The 18842-nt window shown below is 74.3% G+C and carries 18 protein-coding genes and 1 other RNA gene; 7 read left to right on the top strand and 12 right to left on the bottom strand.

Annotation, left to right across the window (positions count from 1 at the left end; genetic code table 11):
- Positions 1-62: 62 nt before the first annotated feature.
- Positions 63-1829 (bottom strand): MFS transporter, encoded by a 1767-nt coding sequence (locus AMK11_RS02700; RefSeq protein ID WP_073722585.1) that lies wholly within the window; start codon positions 1827-1829, stop codon positions 63-65.
- A gap of 229 nt (positions 1830-2058) precedes the next feature.
- On the opposite strand from AMK11_RS02700, the gene AMK11_RS02695 reads away from it, so the two are divergent.
- On the top strand, positions 2059-3501 hold the full coding sequence (locus AMK11_RS02695) for an MFS transporter (protein ID WP_073722583.1): 1443 nt from the start codon (positions 2059-2061) through the stop codon (positions 3499-3501).
- Between the two features lie 7 nt (positions 3502-3508).
- Here AMK11_RS02695 and AMK11_RS02690 read toward each other — a convergent pair whose 3' ends face one another.
- From AMK11_RS02690 to AMK11_RS02675, 4 genes are all read right to left on the bottom strand, one after another.
- Positions 3509-4081, bottom strand: a complete 573-nt coding sequence (locus AMK11_RS02690) for a response regulator (protein ID WP_241846901.1) — start codon at positions 4079-4081, stop codon at positions 3509-3511.
- A 702-nt stretch (positions 4082-4783) separates the two neighbouring features.
- Positions 4784-5992 (bottom strand): sensor histidine kinase, encoded by a 1209-nt coding sequence (locus tag AMK11_RS02685; protein ID WP_073722504.1) that lies wholly within the window; start codon positions 5990-5992, stop codon positions 4784-4786.
- A 28-nt stretch (positions 5993-6020) separates the two neighbouring features.
- On the bottom strand, positions 6021-6740 hold the full coding sequence (locus AMK11_RS02680) for an ABC transporter permease (RefSeq protein ID WP_073722502.1): 720 nt from the start codon (positions 6738-6740) through the stop codon (positions 6021-6023).
- Entirely contained in the window at positions 6737-7684 is a 948-nt protein-coding gene (locus AMK11_RS02675) for an ABC transporter ATP-binding protein (protein ID WP_073722500.1), read from the bottom strand. Before AMK11_RS02675 ends, AMK11_RS02680 begins: the two co-directional genes overlap by 4 nt.
- 162 nt (positions 7685-7846) lie before the next feature.
- Between AMK11_RS02675 and AMK11_RS02670 the strand changes: the two genes are divergently transcribed.
- Entirely contained in the window at positions 7847-8725 is an 879-nt protein-coding gene (locus AMK11_RS02670; protein WP_073722498.1) for a MaoC/PaaZ C-terminal domain-containing protein, read from the top strand.
- Positions 8726-8797: 72 nt separating this feature from the next.
- On the opposite strand, the gene AMK11_RS36645 is transcribed toward AMK11_RS02670, so the two are convergent.
- Positions 8798-8965 carry a hypothetical protein gene (locus AMK11_RS36645; RefSeq protein ID WP_079187178.1) on the bottom strand — a complete coding sequence of 56 codons (168 nt, stop codon included), beginning with the start codon at positions 8963-8965 and terminating at the stop codon, positions 8798-8800.
- Between the two features lie 97 nt (positions 8966-9062).
- Complete coding sequence (locus tag AMK11_RS02665; protein ID WP_073722496.1) at positions 9063-10298, bottom strand: hypothetical protein; 1236 nt, start codon at positions 10296-10298, stop codon at positions 9063-9065.
- Positions 10299-10499: 201 nt separating this feature from the next.
- On the opposite strand from AMK11_RS02665, the gene AMK11_RS02660 reads away from it, so the two are divergent.
- Genes AMK11_RS02660 through AMK11_RS02650 form a run of 3 tightly spaced genes read left to right on the top strand, consistent with a single transcriptional unit; the run spans position 10500 to position 13503 of the window.
- On the top strand, positions 10500-11366 hold the full coding sequence (locus AMK11_RS02660) for a Nif3-like dinuclear metal center hexameric protein (RefSeq protein ID WP_073722494.1): 867 nt from the start codon (positions 10500-10502) through the stop codon (positions 11364-11366).
- On the top strand, positions 11363-12106 hold the full coding sequence (locus tag AMK11_RS02655) for a zinc ribbon domain-containing protein (RefSeq protein ID WP_073723892.1): 744 nt from the start codon (positions 11363-11365) through the stop codon (positions 12104-12106). Before AMK11_RS02660 ends, AMK11_RS02655 begins: the two co-directional genes overlap by 4 nt.
- A 47-nt stretch (positions 12107-12153) precedes the next feature.
- On the top strand, positions 12154-13503 hold the full coding sequence (locus AMK11_RS02650; protein ID WP_073723890.1) for a bifunctional RNase H/acid phosphatase: 1350 nt from the start codon (positions 12154-12156) through the stop codon (positions 13501-13503).
- Here AMK11_RS02650 and eda read toward each other — a convergent pair.
- The 4 genes from eda to AMK11_RS02630 all read right to left on the bottom strand — a co-directional run bounded on the left by eda (position 13478) and on the right by AMK11_RS02630 (position 16419).
- Positions 13478-14143: a bifunctional 4-hydroxy-2-oxoglutarate aldolase/2-dehydro-3-deoxy-phosphogluconate aldolase gene (gene eda / locus AMK11_RS02645; protein WP_073722492.1), complete on the bottom strand. Its 666-nt coding sequence runs from the start codon at positions 14141-14143 to the stop codon at positions 13478-13480. The genes AMK11_RS02650 and eda overlap by 26 nt on opposite strands.
- Before the next feature lie 73 nt (positions 14144-14216).
- Positions 14217-14999: a peroxide stress protein YaaA gene (gene yaaA / locus AMK11_RS02640; protein ID WP_073722490.1), complete on the bottom strand. Its 783-nt coding sequence runs from the start codon at positions 14997-14999 to the stop codon at positions 14217-14219.
- A gap of 35 nt (positions 15000-15034) precedes the next feature.
- Complete coding sequence (locus AMK11_RS02635; protein WP_073722488.1) at positions 15035-15661, bottom strand: hypothetical protein; 627 nt, start codon at positions 15659-15661, stop codon at positions 15035-15037.
- The gene (locus tag AMK11_RS02630; RefSeq protein WP_073722486.1) at positions 15658-16419 is read right to left on the bottom strand and encodes a MerR family transcriptional regulator; all 762 of its coding nucleotides are present in this window, start codon (positions 16417-16419) and stop codon (positions 15658-15660) included. The genes AMK11_RS02635 and AMK11_RS02630 overlap by 4 nt, the downstream gene beginning before the upstream one ends.
- Positions 16420-16596: 177 nt before the next feature.
- On the opposite strand from AMK11_RS02630, the gene AMK11_RS02625 reads away from it, so the two are divergent.
- Both AMK11_RS02625 and rnpB read left to right on the top strand, forming a co-directional pair.
- Positions 16597-17163, top strand: a complete 567-nt coding sequence (locus tag AMK11_RS02625; RefSeq protein WP_073722484.1) for a Uma2 family endonuclease — start codon at positions 16597-16599, stop codon at positions 17161-17163.
- Positions 17164-17223: 60 nt separating this feature from the next.
- An RNA gene (gene rnpB / locus AMK11_RS02620) (RNase P RNA component class A) lies at positions 17224-17627 on the top strand.
- Positions 17628-17744: 117 nt separating this feature from the next.
- On the opposite strand, the gene AMK11_RS02615 is transcribed toward rnpB, so the two are convergent.
- Positions 17745-18794 (bottom strand): LLM class flavin-dependent oxidoreductase, encoded by a 1050-nt coding sequence (locus tag AMK11_RS02615; protein ID WP_073722482.1) that lies wholly within the window; start codon positions 18792-18794, stop codon positions 17745-17747.
- Positions 18795-18842: the final 48 nt, after the last annotated feature.

Below are 18842 nucleotides of genomic sequence, written 5' to 3'. Positions count from 1 at the left end.
CCCATGCTGCCGCACCCCCTGCCGCGTGGTGCGACGGGGGTGCGTGAGCCCGGAGGGCGGGGTCAGGCGGAGACCGTCTCGCCCGGCAGGGACAGGTCCAGGTCGACCGGGTGCTCGCCGGTGTGGGTCGCCGACCGTGCGAGCGGGCCGTGGCCCGTGGCGCGGGCGGCCAGGACGTACGGGCCCGAGGCGGGCACGGCGAGGGCGTAGCCGCCGTCGCCGGCGGAGAGCGTCGCGCCCGCCTGGCGGCCGTGCCGGTCGATCAGCGTGACCTTGGCACGGGCGACGGGGACGCCGTCGGCGGTCAGCACCCGGCCGCGGAAGCCGGACAGCTCCGCGTCGGACGGGAACTCACCGGCCAGCGCCCGCTCGGCGCGGGCCAGGTTCGCGTCCTCCTCGCTGCTCGCGCGCAGCTGCGTGGTCGCCGCCGGGCTGCGGCGGGGGAGGAAGAACGCCAGGGCCAGGCCCACGGCGACCGCGGCGGTGGCGATCAGGAACGAGACGCGGAAGCCGTGCATGGTGGGGACGGCGACGCCGCCCACGTCGTTCGCCGTGTTGGCCAGCACCATGCCGATGACGGCGCTCGACACCGACGTACCGATGGACCGCATCAGGGTGTTGAGGCCGTTGGCCGCGCCCGTCTCCGAGGCCGGGACCGCGCCGATGATCAGCGCGGGGAGGGACGAGTAGGCGAGGCCGATGCCGGCGCCGATCAGCACCGAGGTGACGACGGTCTGCCAGGCGGCGTTCATCAGGCCGAGGCCGCCGCCGTAGCCGACCGCGATGATCAGCAGGCCGGCGATCAGGGTGGTGCGGGGGCCGTAGCGGGCGGAGAGGCGGGCGTAGACCGGCGCGGTGAACATCATCGTCAGGCCCAGCGGGGCCACGCACAGGCCGGCGACGACCATCGACTGGCCGAGGCCGTAGCCGGTCTCCGCAGGGAGCTGGAGGAGCTGCGGCAGGACGAGCGAGATGACATAGAAGGAGACGCCGACCATGATCGAGGCGAGGTTGGTGAGCAGGACCTCGCGGCGGGCCGTGGTGCGCAGGTCGACCAGCGGGGCGGCGACGCGCAGCTCCATCAGGCCCCACAGGAGCAGGACCACGGCCGCGGCCGCGAACAGGCCCAGCGTGGTGGGCGAGGACCAGCCCCAGTCGCTGCCCTTGGTGATGGGCAGCAGGAAGAGGACCAGGCCGGCGGAGAGGCCCAGCGCGCCCGGCAGGTCGAAGGAGCCCTTGGCGCGCAGCGGGGACTCCGGTACGACGAGGAGGGTCAGGGCGATGGCGAGGACGCCGAGGCCGGCGGCGCCGTAGAACAGGGCGTGCCAGTCGGTGTGCTGCGCGACCAGCGCCGCGGCGGGCAGCGCCAGGCCGCCGCCGACGCCGATCGAGGAGCTCATCAGCGCCATCGCCGAGCCGAGGCGCTCGCGGGGGAGCATGTCGCGCATCAGGCCGATGCCGAGAGGTATCGCACCCATCGCGAAGCCCTGGAGGGTGCGGCCGACGATCATCGGAAGCAGCGCGTCGGTGAAGGCGCTGACCAGCGCGCCCACCACCATCACCGACAGGCTGGCGATCAGCATGCGGCGCTTGCCGAAGAGGTCGCCGAGCCGGCCCATGATCGGCGTGGCCACGGCTCCGGACAGGAGCGTGGAGGTCAGGACCCAGGTGGCGCTGCTGGGCGACGTGTCGAGGAGCCGGGGCAGGTCCTTGATGACCGGGACGAGCAGGGTCTGCATCACCGCGACGACGATGCCCGCGAAGGCGAGCACCGGGACGGTGGCCCCGGTCGCTCGCCGGGCGGGTTCGTCGGTCGTCGTGTGGGACATGTGGTGGGGCCTCCAGGCCGGAGTCGGCGGACAGCGCGGACGCGGACGTGATCGTGTTGTGTGCAGGTTGAACCTCGTGCGCCGGGGCAACTATTCCGTTGCTTCGAGTGCCTAATGAATTCTTGACCGTCTCTTGGGGCGACGGCGTCTCCTAGGCCGTTGGACCTAGGCCGGTCCGGGGCCGAAATACCGATGCAAGGGGCGCTTCCGGATTGAGACCATGACACCCATGCTCGAAGCCACCGGTGCCTCCGCCGCCGCCCGCATATCCGCCCGCCGCAGCCCTCCTCCCACCTGGCTGGTCGTCGCGCTCGCCTGCGCCGGGCAGTTCCTGGTCGTCCTCGACGTGTCCGTCGTCAACGTCGCCCTGCCCTCGATGCGGGCCGACCTCGGCCTGAGCGCGCAGGGCCTGCAGTGGGTGGTCAACGCCTACGCCATCGCCTTCGCGGGCTTCATGCTGCTCGGCGGCCGGGCCGGAGACCTCTACGGGCGCAAGCGGATGTTCCTCGTCGGGCTCGGGCTGTTCACCCTCGCCTCGCTGGGCGGCGGGTTCGCGCAGGAGGGCTGGCAGCTGCTGCTCGCCCGGGCCGTGCAGGGGCTGGGCGCGGCCGTGCTGGCGCCGTCGACGCTGACGATCCTGACCGCGGCGGTGCCCGAGGGCGCGGCGCGGGCCCGGGCGATCGCGACGTGGACCGCCGTGGGCGCGGGCGGTGGCGCGGCGGGTGGTCTGGTGGGCGGCGTCCTGGTGGACGGGCTGTCCTGGCGCTGGGTGCTGTTGATCAACGTCCCGGTGGGCGCGGTGGTGCTGGCCGGTGCCCTGCTGTGGCTGACCGAGAGCCGGGCCGGCGAGCGGCGGCGCCTCGACCTGCCGGGCGCGATGCTGGTGACCGCCGGTCTGGCCACGCTGGCCTACGGCATCTCGCAGACCGAGTCCGAGGGATGGGCGGCGACCGCCGCGCTCGTGCCGCTGCTCGCCGGGCTCCTGCTGCTCGGACTGTTCCTCCTCGTCGAGGCGCGGACGGCGGCGCCGCTGATGCCGCCGGGGCTGCTGCGGCTGCGGTCGGTGGCGTCGGCGAACGTGGCGATGCTGGTGTCCGGGTCGTCGATGTTCGCCATGTGGTTCTTCATGACCCTGTACGCGCAGAACGTGCTCGGGTACTCGCCGCTGGAGGCCGGCGTCGCCCTGGTGCCGAGCTCGCTGGCGGTGGTCCTCGGGTCCAAGCTGGCGCCGCGGTTCATGCCGGTGATCGGGGCGCGGAACGTGGCCGTGCTGGGCACGCTGGTGGCGGCGGCCGGCTTCGGCTGGCAGTCGACGATGAGCGCGGACGGCGCGTACGTGACCGCGATCATGATCCCGGGGGTGCTGATGATGCTGGGGGCGGGGCTGGCGGCGACTCCGCTGGCGTCGCTCGCCATCTCCGGTGCGGGGGCCGGGGACGCGGGGCTGGTCTCCGGGCTGATCAACACCTCCCGGACGATGGGGGGTTCGCTGGGGCTCGCGGTGATGTCGACGATCGCGGCGGCCCGGTCCGGGGGCGAGGACGCGGGGCCGGTGGCGCTGACGGACGGATACGCGCTGGTGTTCCGCACGGGAGCGGTGGTGCTGGTCGCGGGGGCGGCGCTGATGTGGGCGTGGCTGCCGGCGGGGGAGCGGGCGAAGAAGGCTGCGTGAGTCCGGGTCAGACCCAGCCCTGGCGTCTGGCCTCGCGCAGCGCCTCCGTGCGGTTGCGGGTGGCGGTCTTGCCGATGGCCGAGGAGAGGTAGTTGCGGACCGTGGACTCGGACAGGTGCAGGGCGCCGGCGACGTCGGCCACGGTCGCGCCGTCGGCGGAGGCCCGGAGTACGTCGCACTCGCGGGCGGTGAGCGGGTTGGGGCCGGCGCTGAGCGCGGCGGCGGCGAGCGTGGGGTCGACGACCGTCTCGCCGGCCAGGACGCGGCGGACCGCGCCGGCCAGTTCCTCCACGGGGCCGTCCTTCACCAGGAAACCGGCGGCGCCGGCCTCCATGGCGCGCCGGAGGTAGCCGGGGCGGCCGAAGGTGGTCAGGATCAGCACCCGGCAGGCGGGGACGCGCTCCCGCAGTTCGGCGCCGGCGTCGAGGCCGTTGCCGCCCGGCAGTTCGATGTCGAGGAGGGCGACGTCCGGGCGGTGCGTGAGCGCGGCGCCGACGATCTCGTCGCCGCGCGACACCTGGGCGACCACCTCGATGTCCTCCTCCATGCCGAGCAACAGCGCGAGCGCGCCGCGCATCATGCCCTGGTCCTCGGCGAGGAGGACGCGGATGGGGTGGGGTGCGTCGGTCACGGGGTCAGGGTAGAGGGGGACGCCTGCGGGGGGATGCCTGCGGCGGCCTGTGCGGGTTCGGTGGGGGTGCGGGTAGCGCGTTCGGTTGTCTGTGGGTCGGGGCCGCGCCGGGGGGTGTCCGTCCTCGGAACGGCGCGGAATCGGTCGGCTACGGGGCTGAACGGCGCGGACGCGCCAACCGCTGCGGGCGGACACCCCCCGACACGTCCCCTTCCCGCCGTACGCGGCCAACCGTCCACGCGGGCGCGCCGCCTCCGCGTGGGGCCGCGCCATCGCGCCCGGCTGCGGGCGCCGGGCCGCCACGCCACCGAGCTGCGGGCACGTCCCGCGGGCAGTCGTGCCGCCCCAGCCGTGGGCGACCGTCCCGCCCAGCTGCGGGCACGTCCCGCCCCAGCCGTGGGCAGTTGTGCCGCCTCCGCTGCGGGCAGCCGTCCCGCCCCGGCCGTGGACCGCCGTCCCGCCCTCGCTGCGGGCAGTTGTGCCGCCCCAGCCGTGGGCGACCGTCCCGCCCAGCTGCGGGCACGTCCCGCCCCAGCCGTGGGCAGTTGTGCCGCTGGGGCGGCACGGGTGGGCGCGGCGGTACCCCGTCAGCGCCGGGCCGCGCGACGTACCCCGACGCCCACCCTCGCCCCGGGGTGCCGTCGAACCCCGTCACCCCTCCCCGTCGGAGACGACCGGCAGCACCGCCGTCACCGAGAAGCCAGTCCCCGCCCCCGCGCCGGCGGTCAGCGAGCCGCCCGCCGTGGCGAGCCGTTCCGTCAGCCCGGCCAGCCCGGCCAGCCCGGTTCCGGGGCCGGAGGTTGCGCCGCCGACGCCACCGCCGTCGTCCGTCACCGTCAGCCGGACCCGCTCCGCACTGCCCGACACCGCGATCTCGCACCGGTGCGCCCCGCTGTGCCGTACGACGTTGGTGACCGCCTCCCGTACCACCCAGCCCAGCAGCGCCTCGGCCTGCGGCGGCAGACGTGGGCCGGAGCGGTGGACCACCGGCTCCACGCCGGCCGCGCTCAGCGCCGAGCGGGCCCGGTCCAGTTCCGTGCCGAGGCTGCCCTCCCGGTAGCCGGTGACCGCCTCGCGGACCTCGGTCAGCGCCTGGCGGCCGACCGCCTCGATGTCGGTGATCTGGGTCAGGGCCGCGTCCAGGTCGCGGGGTGCGAGGCGCCGGGCCGCCTCCGACTTGACCACGATCACCGACAGGGTGTGACCCAGCAGGTCGTGCAGGTCGCGGGAGAAACGCAGCCGCTCCTCCGCGACCGCGCGGGTGGCCAGTTCCTCGCGGGCGGCGCGCAGTTGCCGTACCGCGTCGGACAGGCTCAGGATCGCGGCCGTCACCATCGTGGACAGGAAGGTCCCGTAGGCGATGTTCAGGCCGGTCCAGCCGTCCTTGAGACCGCCGACCGTGCCCGCCAGTGCCGCCAGCGCAACGCCCCAGCGGCCCAGCCACCGGCCGCGCAGCACCGCGCCCGCGGCCAGGCCGAGCAGGAGGAAGAAGAGCAGCCAGGTGCCGCCGTAGGCCAGGGAAAGCGCGCTGGTCAGCAGGGTCATGGCGGCGAGGGCCAGGCGGGTGGGCGGTGATGTGCGCAGTCCCTGGTCGAAGGAGCGGAAGGCCACGTAGATGTAGAGGGTGTTGAAGGCGAGCAGGCCCAGGCTGCCGAGCCAGGGGTTGGAGGTGCGGCCCTGGAGGATGCTGGCGAGGCTGCCCAGGCCCAGCAGCAGCCAGGGCAGGAGGGTGAAGCCGGTGGGAGGCGGGCCGATCCGCTCGGGGTCTTCGCCGGCTGGGGACCAGTCGGACTGCCGGGCCAGTCGCCACGCGTCCAGGCGGCACGAGATCCGGCGCAGCCGGCCTTGCTTCCCGCTCATGGCCGTCGGTTCCCTTCCGGTGAAGCGCTCAGTCGTCTGCCGTGGCGCGGCGGTAGGACAGGACCGCGTACGTCCCGAACGCCAGGAGCCACACCGCCAGTACGAGCATCGCAGCCGGGGGCGGCGCGTGCCCCGTGGCGACCGACGTGCCCAGTTCGGCGAAGCGGTTGGCCGGGGTGTACGCCGAGACCGTGCGCAGCCACTCGGGGAACAGGGCGAGCGGGAACCACAGGCCGCCGAGGACCGCCAGGCCCAGGTTGGCCACCATGTTGACCACACCCGTGGTCTGGCCGGTCAGACGGTAGCCGTTGCCGAGGCCGAGGAGGGTGAAGGGGAGCGAACCCAGCCAGAGGAGCAGGGCCAGCGCCGCCCACTGCCAGGGGGCCAGCCGTACGCCGTTGAGCAGGCCGCCGGCGGCGAGTACGGCGGCGATGGCGGGCAGTACGGTGACCGAGGCGGTCAGGGTCCGGCCCATCACCACCTGGTGCGGTCGCATCGGGGTCACGCGCAGCTGCCGCAGCCAGCCGATCGCCCGGTCCTCGGCGACCCCGCCGCCGGTGTTGAGGGCCGAACCGACCGCGCCGTAGGCGGCCATGCCGACCATCGCGGCGGTCTTCCAGCCGCCCGTGCCGCCGTCCCCGAGGTTGGTGAAGAGCAGGTACATCAGGACGGGCATCGCGACGCCGCCCACGACGAAGCCGGGGTCGCGCAGGGTGCGGCGGACCTCCAGGCGCAGGTAGTCCCTCATCGTGCGGCCTCCGTTTCCGTGCGGGTGTACGCGGTCGTCGTCAGGGCCAGGAACGCGTCGTCCAACGACGCCGGGGCGACCTCCAGGCCGCGGATCGCGCCGAGTTCCGCGAGGGCGACCACGGTGGCGTCGGAGTCGTCGGTGCGCAGGTGGGCGCGGTCTCCCCGGACGTCCAGGGCGCGTACGCCCGGCAGCAGCGTCAGGTCCGCGGTGGGGCGGCCGTTCAGGTCGAAGGAGACGCGGCTGCCGCCGGCCGCCCGGCGCAGTTCCTCGCCGGTGCCGTCCGCGACGATCCGGCCCCGGTCGACGACCAGGATGCGGTCGGCGTGCGCCTCGGCCTCCTCCAGGTAGTGGGTGGAGAAGAGGACCGTGCTGCCGCGCCGGGCGTACGTCCGCATCGACTCCCAGAAGGTGTGCCGGGCCTCCACGTCGAGGGCCGCCGTGGGTTCGTCCAGGACGAGGAGGTCGGGGTTGCCGGCCAGCGCGACCGCGAACCGGACGCGCTGGGTCTGCCCGCCGGACAGCCGGTCCACCCGGCGCCCGGTCAGGTGGGCGATCCCGGCCAGCTCCAGGGCTTGGGGGACGGGCAGCGGGGCCGGGTAGCGGCCCGCGACGAAGGTGACCAGTTCGCCCACCGTGACCCGGGGGACCGCCCGTGCCTCCTGGAGCATGGCGCCCACCCGGCCGGCCCGTACGGCCTCGTCGGGAGGCCCGCCGAAGAGCTCCACCGTGCCGGTGTCCGGCTCGCACAGGCCGAGCAGCAGCGCGATCGCCGTCGACTTCCCCGCGCCGTTGCGTCCGAGCAGCGCGACCGTCTCGCCCCGCGCGATCTCCAGGTCGACGCCGTCGACGGCGCGGACGGCGCCGTACGCCTTGGCCGCCGTGGAGAAGGAGACGGCGGGGGCGGTGATGCGGCGGTGTGCTGTCGTCGGTCCGGGTGTCATACGGGCGACGCTACGGAGGGGGCGGGGCGGGCGGCAGATGCGGTTGTCCGGTCTTCGGCGGGACAAATGTCACCGGTGGCCGGCCGCTGTCACGGGTGGTCGTCCCGGCCCCGTACGGTCGTGGAGTCCGTGATCGCCTTCTCGAACGGGGGCAGCAGAGCCGTGCCCATCGACGCAGCCCGGGCGCTCGGCGCCGCACCCCGCGTCCGTGAGATCGCCTGGGACCACAGGGACGTCCTGCTCTACCACCTCGGCATCGGCGCCGGCCCGCCCGCCACCGACCCCCGCGAACTGCGCTACACCCTGGAGTCCCGGCTGCGTGTGCTGCCGAGCTTCGCGACGGTCGCGGGTGGCGGGCCCCCGGGCGTGATCGGCGCGCTGTCCGCGCCCGGCGTCGACGTCGACCTCGCCCGCGTCCTGCACGGAGGGCAGCGGCTGCGGGTGCACCGGCCGGTCCCCGTGCGCGGCCGGGCGCGTGCGGCCGCGCGGATCACCGCCGTGTACGACAAGGGCACGGCCGCCGTCCTCGTTCTGTGCACCGAGGCCGCGGACGCGGACGGGCCGCTGTGGACGGACGAGGCCGAGGTCTTCGTGCGCGGGGAGGGCGGCTGGGGCGGCGAGCGGGGGCCGTCCGGCCGTCCGGGACCGGCGCCGGCGGGAGCGCCGGACCAGGTGGCCGAGCGGGCGGTGCGCGAGGACCAGGCGCTGCTCTACCGGCTCTCCGGGGACTGGAACCCTCTGCACGCCGACCCGGAGTTCGCCGCGCGGGCCGGCTACGAGCGGCCCGTCCTGCACGGGCTGTGCACCTACGGAGCCGCCCTCAAGGCGGTCGTGGACACGCTGCTCGACGGTGACGCGGGCCGGGTGCGGGAGTACGGGGCGCGGTTCGCCGGTGTCGTGTACCCCGGGGAGACGCTGCGGGTGCGGATGTGGCGGTCGGCCGCCGGGCCGGAAGGGGGCGGGAGCGTGCGGGCGGAGGTGGGGGTGCGGGAGCGGGACGACGCGGTCGTGCTCGCCGACACGGTGGTGCGGTACGTGTGACGGCTCCGGCCCCCGTCCCATGGTGCGCTGGACGGGGGCCGGAGCCGCTTGCCGTGTGTGCTCGCCGAGCCGTCAGGCGGCCGTTTCGGACTCCTCGGCCGGCTTGCGGTGGCGGCCCCGCGGCGCCTGGGCACCGTCCTGGCTGGACACCGGTCCCCGGTGCCTGCCGTGGCCGCTCTCGATCTCGGATACGTCGGCGCCGTCGGCCTGCGTGGGCTGGGTCGTGCTGGCGTCGTTCATCGGAAGGAGTTCACCCCGTCAACATGATCTTTCCTACAGCCGGGCGAGTCTAACCGGCACCCCGCGGGGCGAATCCAGGCGGCCGCGCCAACCGGCACTACTTCGTTACAAGCCGTGCCAGCGGAGCCTGTTGCAGCGGAACGGGGCGTGGTGGGCGTGGCGGGGAGGGAGCCGGGGCGTCCGGTTTCGTCGCGTCCGGTTCCGACGCGTGCCGCGTGTCCTCCGGGGCGGACGCGGGCGGCTCGGGGGGAGTCGGAGTGGGAGCCTCCGCCTCCCCGGCCTCCTCCGTCTCCATCCCGCCGTCCGCCTCCGGTGGTGCGGGCAGCCGCGCCACCCCGCACGGCGACTGCGGCGTGGCGCACGGCAGCCGCAGTTCCCCGTCCGCGGTCCACAGCCCGGCACCGGTCAGCCAGCCCGCGGGCGCCGGAAGATGACGCACCCGGCGTTCGGCGGGCCGCCACACCGCGACCCAGGTGCCGAGCGCGCCGTCCACCCGCAGCGCCACCGCGCACCGTTCCGGCGTCAGCGCCTGTCCCGGCTGGATCGCGAACGGCGTCACGACACGGTCCGGCAGCCGCAGGCACTCCGGGAAGCGCACCGGCAGCGTGCTGCCCAGCACCCCCCAGCCCAACCGTTCCTGCCCGGGTGACGGCGCGTCCGAGCGGATCAGCACCAGCCCGCTGTCCGGGTCGGCCAGCAGTATCCGGTCGTCGCTGTCCGCGGCGATCTGGAGCAGCGGGGACACCTCGCCGTCCCGCTCCAGGTCCAGTACGACCGCCTTGGTGCGCCCGCCCGTCTCCCGGTCCACGGCCAGTATCCGGCCCGCGCGGTCCAGCCAGGCCCCGCCCGAGCAGCGCCCGGGGATCTCGGCCAGCCGCTCGGGCCCGAACGCGCCGCCCGCCACCTGCCACAGCACCGTCGAGCGCGGGCCGGCGGCGAGGGCGTACGCACGCTCCCCGCCCGGGGCCGGGGGCAGCAGCCGCAGCCCGGCGGTGCCCGCCGGGGACTCGACCGCGCCGAGCGGCTGCTCGCCGGTGCCGGGGCCGGTCGGGTACAGCAGGGAGAAGAAGTGCCGTCCGGCCGCCACCCGGTGGACCAGGACCCGCCCGTCGCCCATCGGCTGCACCTCGGTGCCGGGCTCCTCCGGCTGGTTGCCGGGCAGCGGCACCGCGTACGGTTCGGGGCCGTCCAGGGTCCAGCGCTCCGGGTACCAGGAGTCCCCGCGACGGGCCAGGCGCGCGGCGTAGGCACCCTCGGCGGTGATGGTGCAGCCCGCCGGTGGCGGGCCGTCGTTCCCGGGCGCCGCCGAAGGCTCGATAGCACAGGCTGTCATCGTTCGGTCACCTCCGGCGACGAAGGTAGTTTTCGCACGCGCGGGCGGGGGACCGGCGAGAGTCCGCATCACACGTACGTGTGGCACAGGAACGATTCGCCTGAGGGACGGGCCGGGTGTGTGCTGGGCCCGGCCGGAGCGGAGCCGGGGGGGGGGCGCCGCGGGTACGACGGCGCAGTACAGGCAGGTAGCCTTGCACCCGTGCCCCGTCTGTCAGAAGTCATCGCCGCGCTGGAGAACCTGTGGCCCGCCGAGCGGGCCGAGTCCTGGGACGCGGTCGGCACCGTCGTGGGCGACCCCGACCAGGAGGTCTCCCGGGTCCTGTTCGCCGTCGACCCGGTCCAGGAGATCGCCGACGAGGCGGTGAAGCTGGGCGCCGGCCTGCTCGTCACCCACCACCCGCTGTACCTGCGCGGGACGACGACGGTCGCGGCCTCCACCTTCAAGGGCCGCGTGGTGCACACGCTCATCAAGAACGACGTCGCCCTGCACGTCGCCCACACCAACGCCGACACCGCCGACCCGGGCGTCTCCGACGCGCTGGCCGGCGCCCTCGACCTGCGCGTCGTACGGCCCCTGGTGCCGGACCCGGCCGACCCGCACGGACGTCGGGGCCTCGGCCGCGTGTGCGAGCTGGAGCATCCGCTGACCGTCCGCGAGCTCGCCGCCCGCGCCGCCGAGAGGCTGCCCGCCACCGCGCAAGGCATCCGCGTCGCCGGCGACCCGGAGGCCACCGTCCGCACGGTCGCCGTCAGCGGCGGTTCCGGCGACGGACTCTTCGACCACGTCCGGGCGGCCGGCGTCGACGCCTTCCTCACCGCGGACCTGCGCCACCACCCGGTGTCCGAGTTTTCTGCGGAGCGCGCCCACAGTCCCCTCGCGCTGCTCGACGCGGCGCACTGGGCCACCGAGTGGCCCTGGTGCGAGCTGGCCGCCGCCCAGCTCGACGAGATCTCCGACCGGGAGGGATGGGACCTGAGGGTCCACGTCTCCAAGACGGTCACCGACCCCTGGACCGCCCACGCGGCGTCCGCCCCGACCTCCGAAGCAATGGGAGCCCCCAACTGAAAGCCGAGCCCGCCGACCAGATCCGACTCCTGGACGTCCAGGCCCTCGACGTCCGGCTCCAGCAGCTCGCGCACAAGCGCAGGTCCCTGCCCGAGCACGCCGAGATCGAGTCGCTGACCAAGGACCACACCCAGCTGCGCGACCTGCTCGTGGCCGCGCAGACCGAGGAGAGCGACTGCGCCCGCGAGCAGACCAAGGCCGAGCAGGACGTGGACCAGGTGCGCCAGCGCGCCGGCCGCGACCAGCAGCGCCTGGACTCCGGCGCCGTCACCTCCCCGAAGGACCTGGAGAACCTCCAGCGGGAGATCGTCTCCCTCGCCAAGCGGCAGGGCGACCTCGAGGACGTCGTCCTGGAGGTGATGGAGCGCCGCGAGTCCGCGCAGGAGCGGGTCGTCGAGCTGACCGAGCGGGTCGGCTCCGTGCAGGGCAAGCTCGACGACGCCGCCGCGCGCCGGGACACGGCCGTCGGCGAGCTGGACGCCGAGGCGGCCTCGGTGACCAAGGAGCGCGAGGTCGTCGCCGCCTCCGTCCCCGCCGACCTGATCAAGCTCTACGACAAGCTGCGCGAGCAGCAGGGCGGCGTCGGCGCGGCCAAGCTGTACCAGCGCAGCTGCCAGGGCTGCCGCCAGGAGCTGGCGATCACCGAGCTGAGCGAGATCCGCTCGGCGGCGCCCGACACGGTCGTACGCTGCGAGAACTGCCGCCGCATCCTGGTGCGCACGGCGGACTCCGGCCTGTAGGGGCCGGTCCGGTGGCAGATCCGGTGACGGAGGCGGACGCCGGCCCCGTGCGGGAGTTCGTGGTCGAGGCCGACGGCGGGTCACGGGGCAACCCGGGGCCCGCGGGCTACGGCGCGGTGGTGCTGGACGCGGCGACGGGGCAGACCCTGGCCGAGGCGGCCGAGTACCTGGGCGTCGTCACGAACAACGTGGCCGAGTACCGGGGCCTGCTGGCCGGTCTCCGCGCGGCGCGGGAGCTGGACCCGGACGCCACCGTCCACGTCCGCATGGACTCCAAGCTGGTCGTCGAGCAGATGTCGGGCCGCTGGAAGATCAAGCACCCCGACATGAAGCCGCTGGCGGCCGAGGCCGCGCGGGTCTTCCCGCCCGGGCGGGTGACGTACGAGTGGGTTCCGCGCGCCAGCAACAAGCACGCCGACCGCCTGGCCAACGAGGCGATGGACGCGGGGGCGCGCGGCGAGCAGTGGTCGCCGTCGGCGTCGACGGCGGAACTGGACGCGGGGCGCTCCGCGGGTGGACGGGGCTCGGTGGGCGGCGGCGTGGACGTCGTCGGCGCGGAGGGAACCGAAGCGGCCGGCCCGGCGGCGCCGGAACCGGGCGTCGGCCCGGCAGTGTCGGCAGCGGCCGCACCCGCTGCCGAGGCCTCCGCAGTGCCCGAAGCCGCCGCGCCGGACGTCTCCGTGTCGGGAGCCGCCGCGCCGGAAGTCGCCGCCTCCGCCGACGTCCGCGCCGCGAAGACCGTCGCCTCGCCCGGCTGGGGACCCCCCGACATGGGCGCCCCCGCCACCTTCGTCCTGCTCCGGCACGGCGAGACGCCCCTGACCCCGCAGAAGCGCTTCTCCGGGAGCGGCGGCAGCGACCCGTCCCTGTCGGCCGCCGGCCGTGAACAGGCCGAGAAGGTCGCCGAGAGTCTCGCCCGGCGCGGCACGGTCCAGGCGATCGTGGCCTCACCGCTGGCCCGCACCCGCGAGACCGCCGGCATCGTCGCCGCCCGCCTCGGTCTGGAGGTGAGGGTCGAGGAAGGCCTGCGGGAGACCGACTTCGGGGCGTGGGAGGGGCTGACCTTCGGCGAGGTGCGCGAGCGCCACCCCGACGACCTGAACGCCTGGCTGTCCTCCCCGGACGCGGAGCCGACCGGCGGCGGCGAGAGCTTCGCGGCGACCGGCGCCCGGGTCGCCGCCACCCGCGACAGGCTGGTCGCGGCGTACGCGGGCCGCACGGTCCTGCTGGTCTCCCACGTGACCCCGATCAAGACGTTCGTGCGCCTCGCCCTGGGCGCCCCGCCCGAGTCGCTGTTCCGCATGGAACTGTCGGCGGCGTCGCTGTCGGCGGTGGCGTACTACGCGGACGGCGGCGCGAGCGTCCGCCTGTTCAACGACACGTCCCACCTGCGCTGAGCCCCGCCGCCTCGCGGGCCAGCGCCTCGACGCGCTCCCAGTCCCGGCCGGCCACGGCGTCCTTCGGAAGCATCCAGCTGCCCCCGACACACCCGACGTTGGGCAGCGCCAGGTACTCTGGCGCCAGGGCCGGGGTGATGCCGCCCGTCGGGCAGAAGCGGGCCTGCGGCAGCGGTGCGGCGAGCGCCTTGAGGTAGGCGGTGCCGCCCGCGGCCTCGGCGGGGAAGAACTTCATCTCCCGCACCCCGCGCTCCAGCAGCGCCACCACCTCGGACGTGGTCGACACCCCCGGCAGGAACGGCACCCCGGACGCCCGCATCGCCTCCAGCAGCGTGTCCGTCCACCCCGGGCTGACCAGGAACCGCGCCCCGGCCGCCACGACCTCCTCGACCTGCCGCGCCGTGATGACCGTGCCCGCGCCCACGACCGCGTCCGGCACCTCGGCGGCGATCGCCCGGACCGCGTCGAGCGCGACCGGCGTCCGCAGCGTCACCTCGATCGCGGGCAGTCCGCCGGCGACGAGCGCACGGGCGAGCGGCACGGCGTCCGCGAGGTCGTCGACGACCACCACGGGTACGACGGGGGCGAGGTCCAGCACCGAGGCGGAGGCGGCGGGGGAGGAGGGCAGCGGTGAACTCATGCCCTCATCGTGCCGCCGCCGAGCACCCCACGCAACGCACGTTGCGATACGTGCAACGAATAGCGGTATCGCCTCAGTGGATCTCCGCCACCAGCACGTCCAGCGACCACGCCTTCCCCGCCTTCGCGGGCGCCTCCGCCTCCACCTCGTACCCGAGGTCCCGCAGCGCCTCCACCAGCTCGGCGGGCCCCTTCGGCGCACTCCCGGACGTCAGCAGGCTCCGGACGATCCGGCCCTTGGTCGCCTTGTTGAAGTGGCTGACGACCTTGCGGGTCGGCGCGTGCAGCACCCGCACGGTGGCCGTCCGCCCGGCGACCTCCCCCTTCGGCTTCCACGCCGCCGCGTACGCCGCCGAACGCAGGTCGAGCACCAGCCCGCTCCCGGCCGCCTCCGGCAGCACCTCGGCCATCGGCGCCCGCCAGTACGCGCCCAGCGCCCCGAGACCCGGCAGCTTCACGCCCATCGAGCACCGGTAGGAAGGAATCCGGTCGTTCACGCGCACCGCACCCCACAGCCCGGAGAACACCAGCAGCCACCGCGCGGCCCGCTTCCTGGCCGCCGCGTCCAGGGAGGCCAGGTCCAGGGCGTCGTACAGCACGCCGGTGTAGATCTCCCCGGCCGGACGCGCTCCCGCCGTCCGCAGTTCCGCGTTCTTGGCGACCTCGCCGCGCAGTCCCTCGCTCAGCCCGAGCACCTCACGCGCCTTCTCCTCGTCCCCGGCGCACAGCTCGACCAGGTCCCCGAGGACGGTCTCCCGGGCGGGGGCCAGCCCCGGCAGCGACAGCGACTCCGGCTTCAGCGGAGCGCCCCGGCCGGACGCGGCCTTCCCCTCGGACGGCGGCAGCAGGACAAGCACACGTACTCCTTCACATCGAGCTCCAAGGCCCCTGGTCAGGGTACGGCGTGCCGCCCGGCGAACCCCTCCCGCGCCTGGTCGACGGCCCTTACGAGCGCCCCGGGGTCGTCGGCGTGACAGCGCACGACGCGGACCTGGCGCCGCCGCCCGAAGAAGGCGACGTGGGTGACGGGCTCGGTGAGCTCGATGGTCACGGACGTCTGGGAGCCGACGGCGAGGTCCAGCTCACCCTCCGCCCGCTCGTGCGTCGTCCGCAGCTCCCGGCGCACGGACACGATCCGCTCCAGCGGTATCCGCACGTCGACGTGGACGGCCCGGCGGATCCGCAGCGACCCGGCGGCCGGGTCCAGGACGTGGGGCCGGACCACGGACGCGGCGTGCAGCCCGACCACGATCACGACGGTGTACACGTCCAGGACCAGCACCGCGTGGTGCACGGCCGGCCAGTCCCGCAGCAGTAGGGACATCATCACGGACTCGATCACGCACACGAACGCGAACCCGGACGTCATCGCGCCCTGCCCCCGCGCGTACCCGAAGACGGACCCGCCGGCCACCGCCCCGTGGGTCCGCCGGGCCGCCCACAGCCACAGACTCACCAGCAGCCACAGCTCGTGCCGGACCATGAGGTACGGGACCGTGGCGAACGCCGGGCCCCTCATGACCGCCGCCCCCGCGAGGCGATCTCCAGCGCCAGCCGGACCGCCTCCGCCTGCCCCGGCGCGAAGTCGGCGTACAGGGCGCGCAGGAATCCGTGACCGGAATCGAGCTCTGCTCCCTCCTCGGGCACCAGCCCCTCGGGCATGCACCCGGCGAGCACCCGGGCCGCCTCCGCCACCCGCGGATCATCGACGCCGGCGTCCGCCAGCTCGTCCAGCAGCGCATACGCCTCGTGCGCCCGCGCCACCGCCTCCGGCGACCCCAGCGCACCGCGCAGCGTGGCGAGCAGCCCCTCCCGGTCCTCCGGCGCCACCGTGCTCTCCAGCAGCGCCAGCATCTCGCGGTCCCGTACGGCCATGGGGGAACCGGAGACGTCCCCCATCCCCGCGAACAGCTCGGCCAGCTCCGGCGAGACCGGCCCCTCGGCCGGCAGCCTGCCCTCCGTCTCCAGCAGCGCCCGCAGCCGCGCCCGGCGCTCCCGGATCGCCGCCTCCTGCCGCGCCAGATCCGCGTCCAGCTCCTGAAGCACCTCGGCGAGATCCTTCCCTGCCTCGTCTTCGAGCACGTCCCGCACCTCCGCCAGCCCGAGCCCCAGCTCGGTCAGCCGCCGGATCCGGGCCAGCACGACGACGTGCCGCAGGGTGTACGTCCGATAGCCGTTGGCCAGCCGCTCCGGTTCGGGCAGCAGGCCCTGATGGTGGTAGTGCCGCACAGTCCGCGTGGTGACGCCGACGGCGTCGGCGAGTTCTCCGATCCGCATGGCTTCAGTAGAGACGTTGACGTTGCGGCAGGGTCAAGCGGGACGCGGGGCCGGGTTCCGGACAGCGCCGCCGGTCCTGTGCCACGATCGAGGGAACGGTTTCCGATCTCACGGACAGGTGATCAGCCGATGTCCCAGTCTGGCGAGCGACCGAAGGAGGGGCGTGACATGACTGCCATGGCACACGAACCGATCACGCGGGACCTCTTGCTGGAGTGGTTTCTCGACCTGGACACCCCGGAGGGGTTCCGGGCGGAGCTGATCGAAGGGGAGATCGTCGTGACACCGCCACCGGACGGGGACCACGAGGACTGCATCGAGCTGATCGTGGACCAGATGTACCGGGGATCCGTGACTCGCATGCAGTTCTCCGGCAACAAGGGCCTCAAATTGAAGAACGCTGACGGCCTCGTGGCGGACCACATGATCCCCGACGGCACCTTTGCGCCCAGGAAGTCCAGGCTCTATCGCGGAGCCGAACCCTGGATGCCCTGCGACGGTGTATCACTGGTGCTGGAGGTGACCTCCACCAAACCCAAGGCCGACCGCGAGGCCAAACGACATGCGTACGCGCGCGGCGGCATCCCGTACTACCTGCTCGTCGACCGTCAGGAGTCGTCGATCACGTTGTTCAGCGACCCGGGCCCCGACGACTACCGACAACACTGCACCGTCGCCTTCGGGAAGCCGCTGACTCTGCCCGCCCCCTTCTCCTTCGACCTGGACACGGTCGACTTCCTCTGAGCCCGTCCGGTCCCGTCCGCAGGCCGTCCACCCGCCCGGTACCATGGTCGACACGGCAGACGAGCCGGGCGGGCGGCCGCGTGGAGTCCCTTGCGGGACTTCCCGAGGAACGTCCGGGCTCCACAGGGCAGGGTGATGGCTAACGGCCACCCGGGGTGACCCGCGGGACAGTGCCACAGAAAGCAGACCGCCGGAGGCTTCGGCCCCCGGTAAGGGTGAAACGGTGGTGTAAGAGACCACCAGTGCCCAGGGCGACCTGGGCAGCTAGGTAAACCCCACCCGGAGCAAGGTCAAGAGGAGCGCCGTGAAAAGCGCTCTGCGCGGACGATCGAGGGCTGCCCGCCCGAGTCCGCGGGTAGACCGCTGGAGGCCGGTGGCAACGCCGGTCCTAGATGGATGGCCGTCGCCGGCGGGCCCGCGAGGACCCGCCGGAACAGAACCCGGCGTACAGCCCGACTCGTCTGCCGCCACCTGCGGCTTCGCCGGAGCCGACCGCCACGTCGGCGGTCGGGCTGGTGCCGTCGGCGTCGGAGCACACCACCGTCGGCGCGCGGTCACCGAGCAGGGAGGGGAAACGCGCCTCATGCGAACGCGGGCATCACCCGCTCGCTGATGAGCCGCAGCTGCGTGTCCACGTCCGCCGCCTCCGGCAGGTCCCGCCCCGTGAACGCCTTCACCAGGGCGCGGTCGGTGATGGCGCAGATCATGTGGTTCACGCCGCTCGGAGCGATGTCCCGTTCGATCTTCTCCCGGCACTCCTCGGGCGTGCCCGCGACGGAGAGGCGGTCGGCGATCTCCGGGGTGGTGAGTTCGATGCCGCGGGCCAGGTCGCCGGCGGCGATCGCGTCGATGACGGGCTTGAGCTCGGCGGGGTCGACGCCGTTGCGGAGGAGCTGTTCCTCCGGCATTGACGACGCGTAGATGCCGACCATGCTGCGGGCCGCCTCCTTCGCGGCCGCCGAGTCGGGGCCCGTCGCGAAGACCACCCAGGCGCCGATGTCCAGCGTGCGCCAGTCCTTCCCGGCGCGCTCGGCGCCCGCCCGGATGTGCCGCACCGCGTAGTCGTAGGCCTCGCGGGTGTAGCTCAGGGCGTGGTGGCAGCCGTCCGACAACTCGCCGGCCGCCTCGAAGGACTTCGGCCCCCGCATCGCGCCGAGCTTCAGCGGCAGCCGGTCCTGCACGGGGCGGGCGAACGTGAACAGGCCGTCGTAGGAGTAGAACTCGCCGTCGTGCGTGATGGCACCCTCGTCGAGGAACGTGCGCATCACGTGCAGGGCTTCCTTGACGCGGGAGAGTGGCCTGGTGCGGGCCCAGTCGATGCGGTACTGGGCGAGCAGGCCGAAGTTGCCGCTGGACAGGACGCCTTCGGCGCGGCCGCCGGAGAGTTCGTCGAGGGTGGCGAGGGCCTGGGCGATCAGGGTCGGCTCGCGGAGGGTCACCGGGGAGACGCTCGGGCCCAGGCGGATGCGGCTGGTGCGGTCGGCGGCCGCGGCGAAGAGCAGCCACAGGTCCTTGTGCCAGGTCTCGTCGGCGGCGTAGCAGGCGTGGAAGCCGAGTTCGTCGGCGAGCCGGATGGAGGCCAGGGACTCGGCCAGGGGGTAGTCGGGGAGCATGGCGTAGCTGAACTTCACGTGCGGCACCTTCCGTTGGCGGTGAAGGGCGTGCGTCGTGCGGCCGTG

Origin of the sequence: Streptomyces sp. CB02414 (genome assembly GCF_001905385.1) — a bacterium.
Classification (GTDB): Bacteria; Actinomycetota; Actinomycetes; order Streptomycetales; family Streptomycetaceae; genus Streptomyces.
This window is presented reverse-complemented; position numbering and strand designations above follow the sequence as displayed.

What these genes read in the sequence shown, in the direction of transcription:
- AMK11_RS02700 (WP_073722585.1), bottom strand. Translation starts at nt 1,829, where the DNA reads ATGTCCCACACGACGACCGACGAACCCGCCCGGCGAGCGACCGGGGCC.
- AMK11_RS02695 (WP_073722583.1), top strand. Translation starts at nt 2,059, where the DNA reads ATGCTCGAAGCCACCGGTGCCTCCGCCGCCGCCCGCATATCCGCCCGC.
- AMK11_RS02690 (WP_241846901.1), bottom strand. Translation starts at nt 4,081, where the DNA reads ATGATGCGCGGCGCGCTCGCGCTGTTGCTCGGCATGGAGGAGGACATC.
- AMK11_RS02685 (WP_073722504.1), bottom strand. Translation starts at nt 5,992, where the DNA reads ATGAGCGGGAAGCAAGGCCGGCTGCGCCGGATCTCGTGCCGCCTGGAC.
- AMK11_RS02680 (WP_073722502.1), bottom strand. Translation starts at nt 6,740, where the DNA reads ATGAGGGACTACCTGCGCCTGGAGGTCCGCCGCACCCTGCGCGACCCC.
- AMK11_RS02675 (WP_073722500.1), bottom strand. Translation starts at nt 7,684, where the DNA reads ATGACACCCGGACCGACGACAGCACACCGCCGCATCACCGCCCCCGCC.
- AMK11_RS36645 (WP_079187178.1), bottom strand. Translation starts at nt 8,965, where the DNA reads ATGAACGACGCCAGCACGACCCAGCCCACGCAGGCCGACGGCGCCGAC.
- AMK11_RS02665 (WP_073722496.1), bottom strand. Translation starts at nt 10,298, where the DNA reads ATGACAGCCTGTGCTATCGAGCCTTCGGCGGCGCCCGGGAACGACGGC.
- eda (WP_073722492.1), bottom strand. Translation starts at nt 14,143, where the DNA reads ATGAGTTCACCGCTGCCCTCCTCCCCCGCCGCCTCCGCCTCGGTGCTG.
- AMK11_RS02635 (WP_073722488.1), bottom strand. Translation starts at nt 15,661, where the DNA reads ATGAGGGGCCCGGCGTTCGCCACGGTCCCGTACCTCATGGTCCGGCAC.
- AMK11_RS02630 (WP_073722486.1), bottom strand. Translation starts at nt 16,419, where the DNA reads ATGCGGATCGGAGAACTCGCCGACGCCGTCGGCGTCACCACGCGGACT.
- AMK11_RS02625 (WP_073722484.1), top strand. Translation starts at nt 16,597, where the DNA reads ATGGCACACGAACCGATCACGCGGGACCTCTTGCTGGAGTGGTTTCTC.